We start from the raw sequence: 19,910 nt of genomic DNA on the forward strand, positions 1-19,910 counted from the left end.
TCTAGTATTTAACCAAATGGTTAGATGGTTGACTCACATGTACAGAAGAAAACTCAAACACTCTCGTGTTAAAAACCTCCATAAATTTGCTAGTCAAAAAAATAAATCTACCTGTTTAGTTGAATCCTCTTTAGAGTTCGATGCGTGTTTCCATTTTGAATTTTCACCATCAATAGCCGCATTTGAAGCACAACCACTCGGTTACGAATATGAGTTTGATAACCGTATTTGCCGTTACACACCTGACTTTTTACTTACCCACACAGACGGCACGCAAAAATTTATAGAAGTAAAACCGCAAAGCAAAATTGCCGATGAAGACTTTCGTGCACGTTTTATTGAAAAGCAAGCCATAGCTAAGCAAGATGGACGCGACTTAATACTGGTTACTGATAAACAAATCCGTGTATACCCAACACTCAATAACTTAAAGCTTTTACATCGCTATTCTGGTTTTCAGTCTTTAACAGAGCTGCAAGCATCGGTGTTAGAACTTGTTAAGCAATACGGCTCTATTAAAGTGGGCCAGTTAGTTAACTTTTTAAAAGTAACTGCCGGTGAGCTACTTGCTACTGTGCTACGCTTATTATCACTAGGGCAGTTATTTGCCGACTTAACTACGAATGAAATATCAATAGAAACAGCAATTTGGTCTAACAATGTTTAATGATGGTTTGTTTGATGACGAATTTAACCAGCCATTACCAAAAGTAGAATCCAAACTACCTCTAAATTACGCCAAAGACTTACAAGCTCTCCCAGAAAAAATAAAAACAACAACATTTGCTAAGCTTAAATATATTCAATGGCTTGAGGCTAATATTCAAGGTGGTTGGACACAAAAAAACCTTGAGCCTTTATTAAAAGTAATGCACGAAGTTGAGGGAGAAAAAAAGCCCAGTTGGAGAACAGCTGCACGATGGTATAGCGCTTATACCAATGCGGATAAAAATATCATGGCGCTAATACCAAGCCATCAAAAAAAAGGTAACAGGGAGCGCGATACAGCCACCGATAAGTTTTTTGAAAAGGCACTTGAGCGTTACTTAGTAAAAGAAAAGCCATCAGTGGCATCGGCTTATAAGTATTATGCAGACTTAGTTGTTATTGAAAACGACAGTGTTGTAGGCAGTGTTTTAAAGCCTTTAACATACAAAGCATTTAAAAACAGAATAGATAACTTACCGCAATACGAAGTAATGATTGCTCGTTATGGTAAGCGCCTTGCTGATATTGCGTTTAATAAAGTAGAAGGGCATACACGGCCTACACGTGTACTCGAAAAAGTTGAAATTGACCATACACCGCTGGATCTTATTTTATTAGATGATGAGCTACATATCCCGCTTGGTCGGCCAACACTCACCATGTTAGTCGATGTGTATAGCCATTGTATTGTTGGCTATTACTTTAGCTTCAGTGAGCCTAGCTACGATGCAGTAAGGCGAGCAATGCTAAATGCGATGAAACCTAAAAGTGAAGTAGCAAAGCTATACCCTGATACGATTAATGAGTGGAAGTGTGCTGGCAAAATTGAAACTCTTGTTGTTGATAATGGCGCTGAATTTTGGAGTAACAGCCTTGAACTGGCTTGTGAAGAAATAGGCATTAATACTCAATATAATCCTGTTGCAAAGCCGTGGTTAAAACCGTTTGTAGAACGTATGTTCGGCACAATTAATACTGAATTATTAGATCCTGTTCCTGGTAAAACCTTTTCTAACATTTTACAAAAGCATGAATACAATCCCAAAAAAGATGCAATCATGCGCTTTACGACCTTTATGCAGCTATTTCATAAATGGGTAGTAGACGTTTACCATCAAGATGCCGACAGCCGCTTTAAGTACATACCAAGCCAATTATGGGATCAAGGTTTTAATACGTTACCACCAACAATGCTGAGTGATGCTGACCTTCAACAACTAGATGTTGTACTCAGTATTTCAAACCATCGGGTGCTTCGTAAAGGTGGAATAAGGCTAGAAAACTTAAGCTACGACAGTACTGAACTAGCAAACTATAGAAAACAGTTTAGCCACAAAGTATCTCAAGAAGTTTTAATTAAATTAAACCCCGATGATATTTCTTATATATACGTTTACCTCGATAAGCTAGAGCATTACATAAAAGTGCCATGCATAGACCCAAACGGTTACACCCAAAATTTAAGTTTGAATCAGCATAAAATAAATATACGTATTCATCGCGATTTTATTTCGGGCTCTATCGATAATGTAGGCTTAGCAAAAGCGCGTATGTTTATTCATCATAAAATTCAAAATGAGTTTGAAGAGTTAAAAAATGCGCCAAAACACTCAAAAGTAAAAGGGGGTAAAGCATTAGCTAAGCATCAAAATGTAAATAGTGACTCACAAAAATCAATAGCTCAGAGCGAGCCAGTAGAACCCAAAAAGGTTACACCTAAAGAGCAACCAACTGATAGCTGGGATGACTTTATCTCAGACCTAGATGGATTTTAATTATGCTGACCGATAAACAAAAAGAAAGGCTGAATGAATTTCGTGATGTATTTATTGAATACCCAATAATAACCACTGTATTTAACGACTTCGACAGATTAAGGCTTGGTAAAGGGTTAGCGGGGGAAAAACCCTGCATGCTGTTAAATGGCGATACAGGCACAGGTAAAACAGCACTAATAAAACAGTATAAAGAACGTCACTTACCTCAATTTATTAATGGAGTGATGAATCACCCTGTATTAGTAAGCCGCATACCCAGCAACCCGACACTAGAATCTACTTTAGCCGAGCTTCTTAAAGACTTAGGTCAAGTAGGCAGTACAGAGCGTAAACTTCGAGTAAATGGTACTCGATTAACGACATCATTAATAAAATGCCTCAAAACGTGTGGCACAGAGCTTATAATTATTGATGAGTTTCAAGAGTTAATTGAGCATAACCAAGGTAAAAAACGCCGCGAGATTGCTAATCGATTAAAATATATTAACGATGAAGCGGGTGTATCAATCGTATTGGTAGGTATGCCGTGGGCAGAAAAAATAGCAGACGAGCCTCAATGGTCATCGCGTTTATTAGTGAGGCGGCAGCTGCCTTATTTTAAGTTATCAGAAAACCCAAAGCACTTTGTGCAGTTAATAATTGGCCTAGCCAACCGAATGCCATTTACCGAAAAGCCAAACTTAAGTGATCAAGCTACAGTATTTGCTTTGTTCTCATTATCAAAAGGTTGCTTTAGAACGCTCAAATACTTTTTAGATGATGCCGTACTGTACGCATTAATGGATAACGCGAAAACCCTCACGACCAAGCACTTAGTTAAAGCATTTGATGTACTCTTCCCTGATGTATCAAACCTATTTACCTTGCCCGTTGCAGAAATTACTGCAAGTGAAGTTGAGCGCTACTCACTCTATAAACCTGAAAGCGCCCAAGATGAAGATCCGTTTATAGCGACCAAGTTTACTGAAAGAATGCCTATTAGTCAGTTGTTGAGAAAATAGGTCTACCTGGCATAATAGTTTTATACTTGATTAATAGCTTGAAAAGATTAATTTTAAATGTCGCATTGGTGTTAATAGTGGGAATTTATCATGTATGATGAACTGGAGTGAATCTAAGCGAATTCTACTGAAATCATATTGTTGGGATCACTTGCTCGAGTCAGCCTTCGCTGATTATCGACAATATTTGCTGATTAGGTGTTAAAGAGTTTATAGATTTAATGCTTCAGCAATGGACTGCCAAATAGGAAGATAAATTTTTATGTCGATACCTGAATATCTATATACCATACCAAATGGCATTGAGCCTCCCGTACAAAGTCAATTACAGGAACTACCATTTAATTCGTTAACGTGGGAAAACTTTGAACGTCTTATTTTAAGGTTTGTAGAGCAAGTTAAAAGTGTTGAACATTGCCATCTATATGGTAAAGCAGGCCAAAAACAAGAAGGGATAGATTTATTTGCAAGAGTCCACTCTGAAGTTGAGTATTCTGTATACCAGTGTAAACGGTATAAAACGTATACTGTTGCAAACTTAAAAGCTGCTATAAGCACTTTTATAGCAGGTGAATGGATTAATAAAACTAACCATTTTTATATTTGTACTTCCAGTGACTTAAGTGAAAAAAAAATCAGTGATGAGATTGAAATTCAAAGAGCAAAACTAAAAGAGCTAGGAATTGAACTTCATATCTTAGATAAAATTAAGTTGTCTAATGAATTTAAAAAAATGCCAAAAGTCGTCTACGATTTTTTTGGTAAAGAATGGACTAGACTATTTTGTGGAGAATATTTTTTAGAAAGTTTAAAAAGTAGGTTAGAACCCCATCAAATAAGTGAATATCGTGCAAAGCTTGGTAGATTTTACTGTACGTTATTTGAAAGCCATGAAAACAGCTTAAGAAATCTTTCTGGAGAAAATACTACCCCGAAATTTGTAGAGCGTTATATTCCGCCTAACATTAACTTAAATTTTACTTTTGAAAGTTTTGAAGACTCATATTCAGCTAAGAGTAATCTAAGTTCATCACCCTATGATTTTATAGATGATATCGATACAGATTCGGAAAGCTTAAATGAAAATAGCTTAATGAGTACGGATAATGTAACTAGTATTCAAAATGTTATGCCTGCTTTAGATTGGTTAGGGACTGAGAGTAATTCATTGGTTGTTGGGGGGCCTGGATCTGGTAAAAGTGCATTATTAAAATATATAGTTTTGGGTCTTCTTGAACAAGTTGAAATTAAAAATCATAATTTTATAAAAAGTAAAAATTTATTAATACCAGTATGGTTGCCTTTTGGATATTGGTCTAATTACTTGGTTAATAACCCTGATTCGAGTCTTACAGGATGTCTCGAATCCTGGTTTTCTAGTATGGATAGAGATGATTTGTGGCCTCTTATAAAAACAGCAATAAGTGATAATCGTCTCTTCTTGGTTGTCGATGGTATTGATGAGTGGAAGAGTGAGCAGTCTGCTCTTATTTGTATCAATAAGTTATCGGTTTTTTTAACTGAAAAAAATGCTTCATCAATTATTTCAAGCAGACCGTCTGGTGTAGAGAAGCTTAGCCCAGAAGGACTCAATTGGTCAGCAGCATATTTAGAGGGATTATCAGATAAACAACAAGAAGAGTTATTAAATAACTGTATAAGGTATAGGTTAACACATCAATTAGGTATTAAAGATCCATCTTTCGAATTTGAATTAAAGAAGCAGTCACATGAGTTGTCTAGTGAGATTTTTGCAAGCCGAGATCTTTCAGAATTAGCAACAATACCTCTTTTGCTTTATATGCTTATTCATTTGAAATCTAAAAGCATTTCATTGCCTCATTCGAGGTTTAGCGTTTACAGAGAATTAATAAACGATTTAATTAAAGTTCAACCTAAACGACGTAAAACTGCTGCGCAAGTATTAGATGATGTAAACACTTTTAATGAATCAGAGTTAATAAGCATTTTTTCATATTTAGCTTTCATGATGCATGTTAAGTTCCCTCATGGAAGTATAGAGCTTTCAGCTGCTCAAAAATTGATTAGTGAATTCCTCTCAGATGAAAATAAGGAATTTGGATTTAGTAAGAGGGACGCTAAGAAGTATGCAGAATCTTTTATTAATATTGGTGAATCAGAGATAGGCTTGTTAATTAAGAAGAGCCCAAGCGAAATTGGGTATTTTCATCGAGCCCTTCAAGAGTTCTTAACTGCCAATTATCTTTTTACTCAATCTTTCACAGAAAGAGAAGCTAACTTAAAAAAGTATATCTTTGATAATCAATGGCGTGAGGTTTTCTTAGGTTTTGTGATGTTATTAGATAGACCATCAGAGACAGAGGAGCTTGTTAGCTTTATTGATGGTTTGGACTGTGAGCCGTATGAGATAATGCGAAAAGAAACCTTGCTCGCAGAGATAGCATTTGGTGATAATAAATGCCCTGCTGTTGTGGCGAGAAAGATTGCAAATAATCAATATGAAACTATTCAAAGTTGTGAATACGATCAACACAAAAGTGCTTTGATTAATATTTTAATGACGGGCTTTACTTCAAACAAGTTAAATACAGATATTGCGGCAAAGCTCAGAGAGTGGACTCCTGGAACGATAAGTTGGTATAGAAGTTTATTTGAATCTGTTGATGCAAACTGGGCTGAAGATGAAATAACATTAAACCTACTTCTTAAGGCTATAACTTTAAAGGAAATTAAAGATAAAAGGATGGTTGGAAGAGTTTTATTTAATAAATTTAAAAATAAAACAGAAGTGAAAGTAGACTTGGTACGTAAGGCTAAATCAACAATTTGTTATAACACCAGAATGGTTTTGTTCGAAGTGATAATTAGAGGGTGGCCAGCTAGTAGTGAAAGTAAATCTATTTTTAATTATTTAAAGTTAATTGACTCCCCAGAAGCTAAATTGTTATGCATTTTTTATGAAGCGAAGAACAATCGCACATCAGAAAAGGATAGAGAGATACTGTTAGAACTTGGAGGAATATCTCGTTATAACTTTTCTTGGTCTTCACTAGTAAATGAATGTATTGAGTCATTTTATTTAAATGATGATATTAAACAGATGTGTATAAATAGAGTTTTTAATTACAACGGGGATTTAGATTTCGATTTCTCGATTCATGTCTTAATGACTTATTATTATACAGATCAACAAGTACTAGAAATCATTGTTGAAGATCTCAAAAATGATCATCCAAAGGCTCTTATGGGGGTATACAGAAGAGATATTAGAAATATTGCAAAGATTATTGAACACTCTCCAAAGATGTGTGAAGCGGTTGAAGAATACGTTCTAAAAAAACCTAGTGTGAACTATCAATATTATCAGTTATTTAAAACTGAACGTATGAAAGTACACTTGATTCAAGAAACTCTAAAGCTCGATAATTTTTACTTTTGGCCATTGCAGGCGTTAATTCAAAATTGGGGAGCAGAAGATAAAGAAGTAAAAGAATTGATAGGTGAGCTTTTTCAGAAAAATGGTGTCGACTTGTCAATTATGGCTCACCTCTACCCAGATATTTTTTCTAACAAAAAAGTTTGTTTTGATAAATTACTAGAGCTTTTAAGTGCTGAAAGTGAAGGTAGTAGCCGGAAGAGGTACGATTTCATAGTAAGAGGGATTTTGAAAGTTGCAGATGAAACACAAATCCAAATTGCTACTGCTATTTTCCAAAAAATATTAGAAAAAAAATCAGGCTCTATGTTCATAAATCCTGATTTAATTTTATTATTTGGGTCATCGAAAATAACACCTAATTTAAAGAAGGTTGCACTAGAGCAGCTTCAAAAAAGAGATGGAAATATAGGTTTAGTAGCATCTATTTTCAAAAATGATCCTGATGTTAGAAATAAAGTGGTAGAAAAATTAGATATTTTACCAGCGACTTTTCGTAATGAAATTACAAAGAGGCTTGTACAAATAAATACTAATATTGATGCATTAGACATTTTAGCCGGATTCTCAGAAGAAACAGATTCAAATATAAGAATAACTTCTACAATCGGTTGTTTAACTTCACCTTTGATGAATACTTCTGAGGAAGCAAATGCGAAAAGCATAACTGATTTATTGGAAGCTTTTTTAGCTACTGGCCTTGATCATGAAATTGCTACAAAAAATGCATTCTGTGGTTTAATAGCGTTAAAGCAACTTGATAAGTTAAAAAATTATTTAGAAGAAAAGCAGAAAGAAAAACATTTAGGATTTTTATTGTATAGGTCATTCAAGCCAATCGAACCATTTTGGGCATACTTGGCAAGCCATTGGGATTATGTAAACCGTACCTTTCCTTTTGAAGATAATATTGTTGGTAGTGAGAATGAGGGGCAGTTTTTTACAAATATTGGCCCACACTTGACGGGAGATTCAAGTTTAAAAGAAAAATTCATAAAATATTTAAATAGTCCTGATATAGATCCTAACGACCGAATATTAATAGCAGCATCAAAGATGATCCCAAGAGATCATTTACTTTTCAAATTATGTTTAAAGGCATTAGGTATTAGGTTTGATGATTCAGGTAAGGTTACTTCACAGTACAATTGGAATAGCTTATTGGCGCTATATATCCTGGAACAACAATTTCGAGACAGTGAAGCTGCAATCAATTTCTTGGAATCAATCAGCAAATATAATACAACACACTTGGATTATATATTGATAGCAGCATACTCAATTGGTTTCAGGAATCTGCCTTTTTTACAGAAGATAAAAGTTAAGACAAAAAGTCAAAAAATATGGATGCCAACATTCTTTCAAGAAATATCATCAACCAAAGGAAATGAAAATAAAATTGAAAAAATTAATTTATGCATCAGTCACTTGCCAATTGCTCCAACCCAGTACTCAAAGTACTTTTGTAAAGTTTTTTCTGAAGAAATAAATAATACTGAGTCACTTTATAAATCTTTACTGAAAAACATTAAGAATGAGAAGAACACTGTAAAGAAAGTCCAATTTTTAATTTTATTAATTGGTGTGAAGGGGTTAAGCAAAACTTTAAAGGATTTAGCTAATGATTTATATAAAGAGCAGATGAGGAAACGTTATTGCGACTCTTTTTTTGATGTCACAACTGGCGAATATAAAACAACTTTAGCTGCACTAACGAATGCTTTATATAAAGACTAGTAACATTCTAAACTCAGATTATGACTTTTATAATCTGTAGATGTAAATAAGAGACTTATTACTTCTACAGATTAATTAGCTTAATACAAAACCCAAGGTTGGCTTTTTTAGAGTTAGGAATTTTTACATTAGCAGTTTCATCAAAACAATTTTGCTAAAAGCATCACTAGCAAAAACAAGCATAAAATTCCTTTTAACTCAAAAATTTATAGTTTAAAACATTACTAATTAAGAATATATTTAAAAACTAAAATATCCTTAGTACACTTATGGGTTAGATACTAAGAGAATCTTAGCAAGATATGTTTTATAGCTAAGGTTCACATGGAAACTCCAACACCTTCACGCCTAAAATCTGCAAGAAAAGCAGCTGGCCTTACTCAGCAACAGCTAGGTATGGCATTAGGAATGGAGCCAAACACGGCTAGTGCTCGCATGAACCAATATGAAAAAGGCAAACATGCCCCTGATTTCTTAACCATGAAACGCATTGCTAAAGAGCTAGATGTACCAGTAGCTTATTTTTATTGTGAAGAGGATGTTTTATCTGAATTAATCTGCGCGCTTGGAAAGTTGAGTAGCACTGATCAAAAAGAATTGTTAATGAAACTTAAGGAAAAGTAAATGTCAAAAGATTGTAAGTCTAATACCGAAGAGCCAAGTGACGAAAAACCGAGTAAATCAGATCTATGGGACATCATTAAGCGCTATGATTCGTACATTGCCACAATTAATTTTAAAAGCGGTCTAATTACAACGTTTAATTTTGGTGTTTTTGCTGGCTTGTTGGTTAAAGCCCCTGAGTTACTTCCTAATTCAGGGTTCTATTTGTGGGCTATCTCTATTAATCTTGTCGTAATTGCCTTGTTTAGTATGCTTAGTATTCTTTTTGTAATGGACAGCATAAAACCTAAGCTAGATAGCTCAAAGAAACCTAGTCCTAGTTCTGTTATCTTTTTTAGTTCAGTGGCTGAGTTTGAGCGAGAGGATTACATTGATAAATTTAAAAACACGGATGCGGATGCCTTTTTAGAGGATATTTCAGGGCAAGTTCACGAGGTCGCTGGCATCACTAAGAGTAAATTTAATAGCTTAGACAGAGCCACGACAACCACTAAGGCAAATCTATTTCTATTATTAATTCTTTTCATATTAATAGTTTCAGACACATTAGGGATCACATTATGTCAAAGCTAAAAGGAGCTTACGGGTCAATAGAAGAAATTTTAAAGAAAAGTTTTGATAGAGAGAGAAGCTCATCTAAGTTTTTTGAAAGCGTTCAAAAAGGAAATAGTTTTTCATTAGACTCATTGAGTTCTGAAAGCTATCAAACTGGCCTAGAAGCAGCTTCCTCGATTCTGAATATTCGCTCGGGATTACCACAAGAGCAAAACTTTGGCATACAAGAAAGTATTCGGAAAGCTTTTGGTAAAGAGGGAATAAAAGAGTCAAAGATAGGTGGGCATCCTGATTTTGATTATTTAACTGACACTGATGCACTAAAAAATGGTTTTAATGTCTCGTTATTTATAGATATTAAAGGTTCGACTAAATTAGGAGTGACCTATTCTGCGGAAACAGTTTTTTTAATCAAAAATGCAATTATCAGGGCCGCTATTGAGACAATTCAAGCATTTGATGGTCATGTACACAGAATTATGGGGGATGCGGTACTTGCTTTTTTTAGAAGTAATAAGAAGGCTAGAAATGCTGCTATTGATGCTATTAATTGTGGTACTTATATAGTTCAAGTGATGAACGAAGTTGTAAAGCCATATTTTGAAGATCAAGGTATTGAAGATGACGTTGGCATTCGAATAGGTATAGATTATGGCGAAAAAGAAAATGTTATATGGGGTATGTATGGTTATTCCGGCGCTTCTGAAGTTACAGCCACATCTTTCTATGTTGATATTGCAGCAAAATTACAGCAAAGAGCTCCTAAAAATAGAGTTCTATTGGGGCAATCAATTAAAGAGTTATTAGATTTACCTGAGGATATTTTGGAAATAAGGCATGTTCAATCTAAAGGCGAAGAAGTAAAAAAAGAGTTTGTTGAACCAAATTATCGAGATGCTGATGGCAATCGAATTAATTACAAGCAATATGTACTCAACCATGAAAAATATATCGCTTTGTTACCAAGCCCTGCAACAGATAATATTTTAGAAAATATAAAAATAACTGCATGCTTAAAAGATAATAAGAACGCTCCAACAAAGTTTACTTACTTTCCATGTGCAGAAGTAATAAAGAAGTCTTTAGGTATAGACTTTAAAGTTAATTTTAAGCTGCCTCATCAAGAATTAAACACTGAAGTGTTTGTAAAATTTAGAGTGAAAAATACTGGTAATGAAGCCAAAGAAGCTGCTGAAAATTCGGGTAATCATGAGACACTTGTCCTAGCTCAGACTCTTGATGGATGTAATTTTAAAGCAAAGCAATGGGAAGATACATGTTATCTAGGGCTTCACTTTATGTATATTTCTGTCTTAGATAAAAATAAAAAAGTTTTATTGGGGGAGGAGTGCTTTGGAATTTACATTGGTGATCCTCTTTTAGAAATTGATTAAGTATTTATTTTTGACTATCTAATTTATTTAGCCTAAACCTAAACTAAGATTTTCTTAGTTTGGGTTGGCGATGCATTTTTTAGTTCAAACAAAACTTTACCCTGATGAGGCGCTTGAAAGCTATTTGCTAAGGCTTGCAAGGGATAATTCATACGATGGCTATAGTGAGCTTGCTGATATTTTGTGGCAATGGCTTGCAGAGCAAGATCATGAGCTTGAAGGTGCGTTGCCGTTAGAGCTGAGTAAGGTTGATGTTTATCATGCTAGGCAAGCGAGCAGTTTTAGAATAAGAGCGCTTAAGTTAGTAGCACAATTAGCTGATGTTAACGCTGGTGATCTTCTTGCGCTTGCGTGGCGGCGCAGTAATTTTAAATTTGGCAACCTTGCCGCAGTAAGTCGAAATGAACTGGCTATTCCCCTTGAGCTACTTAGCACTGATAACATACCTGTTTGCTTTGAATGCTTGTCTGAATCTTCTTTCGTTCCTTTTTATTGGCATTTAAAGCCCTATAAAGCGTGTCATAAGCATAAAACACAATTAATTACACATTGTGAGGAATGCCATGATTTAATTGATTACAGAGCCTCTGAGACGTTTCTAGAATGTAGTTGCGGTTATCAACTAACCAATAGTGAACAGTTAAACGATGCAGACTTTAAAATTGCAATTGCGCTTGCAGGTAATAACAGCCAAAAAATAGTGGGGTTGATATCGTGGTTTGCGAAGGTTAAGCAACTTGATGTATGCGATACTGACTTTAATCGAACTTTTGTTGATTACTTTAGTACTTGGCCTGATGGCTTTACCGTTGAATTAGATTTACTCACAAATAATGCGCGGCTCAAACAACTTAACCCTTTTAATAAAACTAAGTTCAACTCTGTCTATGGCAATGTGATCCGTGATGGTCAAATTGCTGCAACAAGCAACCGTAAAAACAGAGTAATTGATGAGATTATTAATTACTTTGTCGAATTAGTTGATAGTAACCCTAAAGCTAAACATCCAAATATTGCAGATTTACTGTTTTGTACTTTTGATGCCGCAGTATTATTAAACACTACCATAGAGCAAGTTTACAGGCTTCATCAAGAAGGCTTTTTAAACTGTGCTTATCCACAAAAAAAGCACGAACAGCTCAGAGCTGATAGCCATGTATTTTATTTACGCCAAGTGATTGAGCTACAGCAAGCATTCGCAGCTGAAAAGCCTCAAACAAAAAAACAATTTATAGCGCCGTGGTAACTTATGAACTTACAAGATGCATTTGCAATTGAATCACTAAAAGAAAAAACCACAGCCCTTAGAAAGTTGTTTGCTCCATACATGCCTCATGTTGCGGTAGATGGTTTTGAAGAACAAGCGCTGACTGTGCTCATTAATCTAGTTTATAAACGAAGTGAAATTGATGATTTAACAAGTGTAAGAACTGCTAAAAGTGTATTACGCGATGAAGTGTTATTGAGTAAGTGCATTAACGAAGTCAAATGGTTTCATACTCATAATTTAAAATACCCAGATATACGAGTAAGCCATCAACGTTTAATTAGTGCAGTTGTAAGTGAAGATATTGCGGGTATTTGCAGTCGGTCATTACCTTTTAGTTTTGGCTGGTCGCACAACAGTGCTGAAATTAATCATGCAAAGCTATTTTTAACCTCATTTACTTGGCAAGGTGAAGTAACTTGTTTAGCAAAGTTACTAATAATTGAAGAGCCTGTTTGGATTAATTTAATAAGAGGGTACGGGTTTACTAAAAAGGCGGTTTTAAACATCTCGGGCAAAATAAAACAGCTTTTGCCAGTGGCAGAGCTCCCATTAGAAGTAAGCTCTTTTTCACCACAATTACGAATGCCATTTCAGCAAAGCTACCTTGCGGTTACGCCTGTAGTAAGTCACGCAATGCTAGCTAAAATTCAGCAATTAACAACAGGTCGTAAGTTAAATTTTGCTTTAGTTGAGCACTCAAGACCTGCCAATGTTGGCGATTTAGCAAGCTCAGTAGGTGGTAATATTAGAGTGCTTCGTTACTTTCCTAAAACATATTCAAAGGCTATTAACCGCTCCAAAGTAGCCAATAATGATATTGAAAAAGCATTTAAAATTCGTGCGCTATTAAGTAGTCAATTTCAACAGGCGCTTTTGGTGTTGGTAGGCATTAAACAGTTTAATACGTTAAGGCAAAAGCGATTAGCGCGAGTAGCGGCTATTAGGCAAGTACGTGTTAGCTTGCAGTTATGGCTTGATAACATTCTTGAAGTTAAAAATAACGCTCAAGAGCAATCTTACCCTGAGTGGACAAAGCATTACTTAGATCAGAGTATTACCAACTGTATTAGCCAATTTAGTAACGTACTAAATGAAAGCCTTAGTAATTTAAGTAAACTCAAACGCTTTGCATATCACCCTAATTTAATGGGGCTGTTTAAGGTGCAATTAAACTATGTGTTTACTCATTGTACAGCTGAACAAAAAACATTAAATGATGAGCAGATAGTGTATGTACATTGCCAAGATATGCGAGTGTTTGATGCTGAAGCAATGGCTAACCCGTATATTCAAGGTATGCCGTCACTTACTGCTTTAAATGGGCTTGCTCATAACTTTGAGCGTAAGCTAAAAAACTTTATAGACCCTTCAATTAAGTGTATTGGCAGTGCTATTTACATTGAAAGTTATCAGCTACATACAGGTAAACCATTACCTGAGCCAAGTAAGTTAAAACAAGTTGCTGGCCGAAGTCATGTAATAAGTTCAGGTATTATCGATAAACCTAAATGCGACATAACACTCGATTTAGTATTTAGGCTCTTCGTACCAAATGAAGAGATTCTAAAAAAGTTAAATTGTCAGCTTATAAAGCCCGCACTACCATCTGCTTTTGCAGGCGGGACTATGCATCCACCTTCGTTATATCAAAATATAGACTGGTGTCATGTACATACCAAACCGAGCGAGCTGTTTAAAAAACTTAAAGCAAAATCGTCAAATGGCAGTTGGTTATATCCTTCAAAAAAAGTAGTTAAAAGTTTTGAACAATTAATTGATGCCCTTAACGGTAACTTTAATTTAAGACCTGCTGCAATTGGCTTTGCTGCGCTTGAAAAACCCGTAAAGCGAGATGCAGCCTTACATGAATACCATTGTTATGCTGAGCCTGTAATTGGGTTGTTAGAGTGTGTTAGTAATACATCAGTTAAGTACGCAGGGGCTAAGCAGTTCTTTCATGACGCATTTTGGGTTATGGATGTTCAAAAAGAGTCTATGCTTATGAAAAAGTCTAAGTTTGAGTATGAATAATGCAATTACCTCGGCACTTAAGTTACACGCGCTCACTCTCACCCAGTAAAGCGGTTTTTTTTTATAAAACACCGGAGTCTGATTTTGAACCGCTACAAATAGAGCAAAATAAATTAGTTGGGCAAAAGTCAGGGTTTGGCGATGCGTATCAAAAGCAAAATGTGGCTAAAAATTTAGCGCCACAAGATCTCGCGTTTGGAAACCCTCAAACAATTGATGTGTGTTACGTTCCTCCAACGGTAAATGAGCTATTTTGTCGTTTTTCACTCAGGGTTGAGGCTAATTGTATTGAGCCACATGTATGTGATGACCCTAAAGTTATTTATTGGTTAAAACGGTTTTTCGAAACCTATAAAAAGAACAATGGCCTTAATGAAGTTGCAACGCGCTATGCTAAAAATATACTGATGGGCAACTGGCTTTGGCGTAATCGTCAATCACCGAATGTTGATATTGAAATACTTACTGAACATGCAGCCCCGATCATCGTTGAAGGTATACAAAAGCTAAAGTGGCAGGGCAATTGGCAAAATAATCAAACAGCACTAATAACATTATCAGAAGTTATTCAAGAAGGGCTTAGCAACCCTCAAAGCTACTGTTATTTAGATATAACCGCCAAAATTAAAAATGCATTTAGCCAGGAGGTTCACCCAAGTCAAAAGTTTGTAGATGCTGTTGAACAGGGCATGTCATCTAAACAACTCGCGTACACCCAAGTGGGCGATAAAAAAGCAGCAAGTTTAAACTCACAAAAAGTAGGGGCTGCTATTCAAACTATCGATGATTGGTATGAGGGAGGCTACAAACCTTTACGCACTCACGAGTATGGTGCAGATAAGCAAATATTAGTTGCACATAGAACGCCTAAGAGCCATTCAGACTTTTATTCATTACTTCCGCGCATTGCCTTGCATATTAAGCACATGGAAAAGCATGGTTTAGAGCAAAGTGAAGAATCAAACGCAGTTCACTTTATTGCAGCAGTGTTGATCAAAGGCGGCTTGTTTCAAAGGAGTAAAGGTTGAAACGCTATTATTTTATCATTACTTATTTACCCAAAAATTGTGATGTAAGCCTCCTCGCAGGGCGGTGTATCGGCATATTGCATGGGTTTATGAGTGCACGCGAAATAAGTAGTATTGGTGTGTGCTTTCCTAAATGGAATGAGCAATCAATTGGTAATGAAGTAGCGTTTGTATCAACAGATAAAAAGCAATTAATCAATCTATCTCAGCAAAGCTATTTTGAGATGATGGCTCATGACAAGTTGTTTTATTTATCAAAAATACTTGATGTACCAACAAGCGAAAACGAGGTCATGTTTGTTCGTAATCAATCAGTAGCCAAAGCATTTGTTGGCGAAAAACAAAGGCGGTTAAAACGCGCTAAAAAGCGAGCTGAAGCTAGGGGCGAGGTTTATAATCCTGAATATCAATTTGAGGCAAAAGACATTGGCCATTATCATTCAATACCCGTATCAAGCAAAGCCAACGGCCAAAGTTATGTTCTGCATATACAAAAAATTGAAAAAGCTGAACCCATAAATAATCAGTTTAACAATTATGGATTTGCTACAAATCAAACATTTCAAGGCACGGTTCCCTCTTTGAATACCCTTTTTTAATAGTTGTAAAAAAACCTTTTAATTTTCAATTCGTTATAAGGTTAATTGAAAGTAAGGGTAAATAATTTAAATTCGTTTAACAGTTTGGTATTTATAGAAATTTAAACTATTTTTAATAGTGAACTGCCGAGTAGGCAGCTGGAAATTCAACAAGGCGTGTTTACTTGCGACTTAAATTGTGAACTGCCGAGTAGGCAGCTGGAAATTCTGAAGCAAAGTCAATGGCCAACGACTTATTGTGAACTGCCGAGTAGGCAGCTGAAGTTAGGCCAGGAATTGAACAACCACAAATTGTGACTTTTAACTGCCGAAAAGGCAGAGGCTAAATAAAGAAACCCCAGTAAACGCTGGGGTATTTTTAAGCGTTATAACCGTGTTTAAGGCTATTAACAACGCATTCCTAATTAACCTTCTTCCTGCAATAGTATTTACAAACATCAAGGGTGCTTTAGAGCTAAGTTTCAGAGAGCGTGTATTTAGTCATGTATTCCACCTGAACACGGCCAATTAACTTGAGAGTATTAGGCATGCCATTTATTTGTATATCAGTGATTTACGGTGTTTTTATATTGGCGGCTTTGCCGCGGGAAATATGATTTATTTATAGGTTTATGCTATCAAAAAATCAACTCTCAAACTGCCACATAGGCTATTCACGAGCGACTATACAATAAACACTTGCAATTTAAATAGAATCAGCAACCGGTGAATCAAAGGCGCAATAATACACATACGATTTCTAGTAATAAAGGTAGGCTATTATTTTAGTAATAGACACTTATTTTGGACAGATATATGTATCTCTCTCTTGAGTGTTATAAACCGAAGTGCAAGTGATTGTAAATAAGATCAATAAAGAGGTTGTCGACAGAGCAAGCTGTCAATTTGTATATCCATAGGTTTTAAAATTAAAAGTTGATGAGTAGTGGGGGCTCACTGGAGAAAGATTTGAAATCGCCAAAAACATCACACGTATTATTGTAGTTTCGTTTGATCAAAATCAGCTAGCCCTACTTTTTAGTTTAATTTGAGGTATGTATATAAAAGGTTTTTATATTTTTAGGAAAATGTGCATTCCCTTACATTTAGCGGACTTTTTATTACCAGTGAGCATAGAAGTTACAGAAATAGACATTAATCTTTACTGGTATGAGCTTTTCATTGGATTGGATGAATAATGGACGGTCTTCAGATATCAATTTTGTAATGGCTAAGTTAAAATTCATGCTCACTTTGAGGGCTTAACTTCTGCTAAAAACTTAATACAGCATGTTTCGCACTGTTGCCGATTTTAATTGATGCTATTATTCAGCATGATTTTTAAACAAAGATATTGAGATTAACATGATCATGAAACACAAGCCTGAAGGGTGGGTTGTCTTAACTTTCCAATCAATTGATGAAAAACCGTGTTACGTTATTTTTTGTTCATGGAGAAGTGAGGATACCTGGCGACTCAGCTCTGGCTCAACCGTTTTACCTCACTTATCACCATGTGGAAAATATTGGATTTGGCCGCAAATATCGGGCTCTACGTATGAGTTACCTGTTGATGAAGAAAATGGCTACACCTTCTACACTGGTAGTGTTTTAGAAAACTTACTGAAAGAGGGTTATAGTGATGGCACACAGCTCACACGTATTGCTTTAAGTGATATACTTGATACGTAAATTTTTAATTAATTATCAATTGGTTGTACTTTAAATAACACTCTTATTACTCACTCATAACGTATAGTTTCTATGATTGGACATCCGATGATGTGAGAGTAAGGTCTGCTTTAATAGCGAGTATATTTGTATTGGCATGGGGCTCGGTGGGTGAGCAACAAACCTTACAGCCAGCGGTTAAGCAATTAAAGCAGCAGCTCGATAAATTGAATTCCGACAAATCAACAGACGAACACACGATTAAGTTCACCGCAGACAGTGGGTTTAACAGCGAAGCAAACCTTGAATTTATGGCACAGAGTGGTTTTGATACTTATATTGCGGATAACCAGTTTAGAAAACGAAATCCATTATTTAAAGACAGCGAAACCTACGAAACAGAGCAAGAAAAGCGCCGACTAAAAAGGCGTAATGGCAAGCCTCGCTTATTTACCTCAGAGGATTTTCATTATGATGAAGTAACCCAAACTTGCCGCAGCCCCGCAGGTAACAATATGTGGCGAAGCGGGGTTAATGTAAACAGTCATAATCAAAAGTACACGCGATTCTGCGGTTACTTAAAAGATTGCAAAGTATGCGAAAGCCAGCAATAAAAACTGGACGGCAAGTGCAGTTTAAAGATGATGAATCGCGTAAAAAGCAAAGCTACATCGAAAAAATGAAGGTTAAAATAGACAGCCCAATGGGGCGACGGCAGCTTTTTTTTGAAGGAATGGCAAACGAATAGGCTGTATAGAGCCTGCTTTCCTTTAAATAAACAGCGGAATATTACCGTCAATAAGGGCATGAATAAATTGACCTTACGGGGTCAAACGAAAGTGAATGCCCAATGGCAACTGTATTGCTTAGTTCATAATATAGAAAAGCTGCAAAACAGGATGCATTAGAAAAGGGAAACCCATTTAAGCTGAAATATAGCGACTCAAGCACTTGTAATCTCCTCTAAAACATCGATTAAAACAACAGCAAATCCTCTTTTTATATTTTACGTAAAATCGAAGTAACTAATTGAATCAAAATAGGAACTCGGCTATGCTTAATGCATCAATAAAAATAAATTAAAAACGGGTTATTCTACAGGCTCGTTAGCAGCTATGATGGATTTAGATAAAATTTTTACAATGATTGGTAAAAAGACACCTTTTCATAACTTTAGAAAGAATTTATATAGAATAGATGTCATTCATAAAATTTCAGAAGATTTAAAACAGAATGACTGTGATCAGTTAGATTATAAAGGCTTGCTGCTAAATCAGGCTTATCTGATTTATATGGTTGCATCTTGGCAAGGGTTTGTTGAGAACTTAGCTAAGCGATATTTTACTTTTGTTGTGAACGACACTAAGAACACAGCCGTCTTAAAAGTTATGGAACAAAAAATGGAGAGATCCATTGCTGGTTTTAATACTCCTAGTGCAAACGGTATAAATACACTATTTAAGGAATTATTTGGACTGGACAATATTATGAGTCAAGTAACTTCTGGTGAGTTAGATAATAAAAATACAAAGAAAAAACTAAATAAGCTCCTAAATTGCCGTCATGAAATTGCTCATGAAGCATTTTGTAAATCCGATGAGCTCACGGATGATATTCTTATTTCATATAGAAAGTTTCTCTTAGAATTAGCCGTTAACTTAGAAGATACTCTTGTCAAAGAATTAGGTGAGTCTTTAAACGGGTTTGTTTCTAACCGATAGGTGCTAATCGGGTAGCCGGAGGTCTCTAACCTCCAGTCCCCACACCACCCATCATGCGCTTTTTATTTTCAGGAAGTGCAATGGGCGGTTCATCTCCCGTAATGAATATTGATCCAAATATCTCTTAATGACGCTAAACCTTGTGACGCTAGATAGTCATTGCCTATCGTAATGTCAATTCCTTTTGTTTTTGAACTTCGGCAAGGGCCCTTGCTGGTGATACCACAAGCTATGGTGAGTAGTTCGCTAACACCCAATTTCATTACACTTTGCGTGTTACAGACAAGAATAGAAAAATTTACGTTGTCGGCATTTCTATTTTTTTTCTTTATCTTAAATAAAGCGTTGAGCCAAAAGACCTAATTAAAATGCAAACTGAAGCCGGTTTAACTGAAT

16 protein-coding genes are annotated in these 19,910 nt (G+C 35.6%); all 16 read left to right on the forward strand.

Annotation, left to right across the window (positions count from 1 at the left end):
* Nucleotides 1-37 precede the first annotated feature (37 nt).
* The 16 genes from KAN5_RS03305 (at nt 38) to KAN5_RS03380 (ending at nt 19,514) form a co-directional block, all read left to right on the forward strand.
* Entirely contained in the window at nt 38-667 is a 630-nt protein-coding gene (locus KAN5_RS03305; RefSeq protein WP_244390457.1) for a Tn7 transposase TnsA N-terminal domain-containing protein, read from the forward strand.
* Nucleotides 660-2,483: a Mu transposase C-terminal domain-containing protein gene (locus tag KAN5_RS03310; protein ID WP_244390459.1), complete on the forward strand. Its 1,824-nt coding sequence runs from the start codon at nt 660-662 to the stop codon at nt 2,481-2,483. Before KAN5_RS03305 ends, KAN5_RS03310 begins: the two co-directional genes overlap by 8 nt.
* 2 nt (nt 2,484-2,485) lie before the next feature.
* Complete coding sequence (locus tag KAN5_RS03315) at nt 2,486-3,487, forward strand: TniB family NTP-binding protein (protein ID WP_244390461.1); 1,002 nt, start codon at nt 2,486-2,488, stop codon at nt 3,485-3,487.
* Between the two features lie 262 nt (nt 3,488-3,749).
* Nucleotides 3,750-8,642 (forward strand): hypothetical protein, encoded by a 4,893-nt coding sequence (locus tag KAN5_RS03320; RefSeq protein ID WP_244390464.1) that lies wholly within the window; start codon nt 3,750-3,752, stop codon nt 8,640-8,642.
* Between the two features lie 324 nt (nt 8,643-8,966).
* The gene (locus KAN5_RS03325) at nt 8,967-9,266 is read left to right on the forward strand and encodes a helix-turn-helix transcriptional regulator (RefSeq protein ID WP_087530668.1); all 300 of its coding nucleotides are present in this window, start codon (nt 8,967-8,969) and stop codon (nt 9,264-9,266) included.
* Complete coding sequence (locus KAN5_RS03330; RefSeq protein ID WP_244390466.1) at nt 9,267-9,839, forward strand: Pycsar system effector family protein; 573 nt, start codon at nt 9,267-9,269, stop codon at nt 9,837-9,839. It begins immediately after the preceding gene.
* On the forward strand, nt 9,827-11,215 hold the full coding sequence (locus KAN5_RS03335; RefSeq protein ID WP_244390468.1) for an adenylate/guanylate cyclase domain-containing protein: 1,389 nt from the start codon (nt 9,827-9,829) through the stop codon (nt 11,213-11,215). The genes KAN5_RS03330 and KAN5_RS03335 overlap by 13 nt, the downstream gene beginning before the upstream one ends.
* Before the next feature lie 70 nt (nt 11,216-11,285).
* Nucleotides 11,286-12,461 carry a TniQ family protein gene (locus KAN5_RS03340; protein WP_244390470.1) on the forward strand — a complete coding sequence of 392 codons (1,176 nt, stop codon included), beginning with the start codon at nt 11,286-11,288 and terminating at the stop codon, nt 12,459-12,461.
* Nucleotides 12,462-12,464: 3 nt separating this feature from the next.
* A complete protein-coding gene (locus KAN5_RS03345; RefSeq protein ID WP_244390472.1) occupies nt 12,465-14,516 on the forward strand; it encodes a type I-F CRISPR-associated protein Csy2 in 2,052 nt (683 codons plus the stop codon).
* Entirely contained in the window at nt 14,516-15,544 is a 1,029-nt protein-coding gene (csy3, locus tag KAN5_RS03350) for a type I-F CRISPR-associated protein Csy3 (protein ID WP_244390474.1), read from the forward strand. The genes KAN5_RS03345 and csy3 overlap by 1 nt, the downstream gene beginning before the upstream one ends.
* A complete protein-coding gene (cas6f, locus tag KAN5_RS03355; RefSeq protein ID WP_244390476.1) occupies nt 15,541-16,143 on the forward strand; it encodes a type I-F CRISPR-associated endoribonuclease Cas6/Csy4 in 603 nt (200 codons plus the stop codon). Before csy3 ends, cas6f begins: the two co-directional genes overlap by 4 nt.
* A gap of 1,344 nt (nt 16,144-17,487) precedes the next feature.
* Nucleotides 17,488-17,814, forward strand: coding sequence for a hypothetical protein (locus tag KAN5_RS03360; RefSeq protein ID WP_244390478.1), 327 nt, complete (start codon nt 17,488-17,490; stop codon nt 17,812-17,814).
* Nucleotides 17,815-17,906: 92 nt separating this feature from the next.
* Nucleotides 17,907-18,407, forward strand: coding sequence for a transposase (locus KAN5_RS03365; RefSeq protein WP_244390480.1), 501 nt, complete (start codon nt 17,907-17,909; stop codon nt 18,405-18,407).
* Nucleotides 18,389-18,541 (forward strand): hypothetical protein, encoded by a 153-nt coding sequence (locus tag KAN5_RS03370; protein WP_244390482.1) that lies wholly within the window; start codon nt 18,389-18,391, stop codon nt 18,539-18,541. Before KAN5_RS03365 ends, KAN5_RS03370 begins: the two co-directional genes overlap by 19 nt.
* A 58-nt stretch (nt 18,542-18,599) precedes the next feature.
* Nucleotides 18,600-18,701, forward strand: coding sequence for a transposase (locus KAN5_RS03375; protein ID WP_198138419.1), 102 nt, complete (start codon nt 18,600-18,602; stop codon nt 18,699-18,701).
* Between the two features lie 207 nt (nt 18,702-18,908).
* A complete protein-coding gene (locus KAN5_RS03380) occupies nt 18,909-19,514 on the forward strand; it encodes a HEPN domain-containing protein (protein ID WP_244390483.1) in 606 nt (201 codons plus the stop codon).
* The last annotated feature ends 396 nt before the right edge of the window (nt 19,515-19,910 follow it).

Source organism: Pseudoalteromonas sp. KAN5, from assembly GCF_022846535.1.
GTDB classification, from domain to species: domain Bacteria; phylum Pseudomonadota; class Gammaproteobacteria; order Enterobacterales; family Alteromonadaceae; genus Pseudoalteromonas; species Pseudoalteromonas haloplanktis.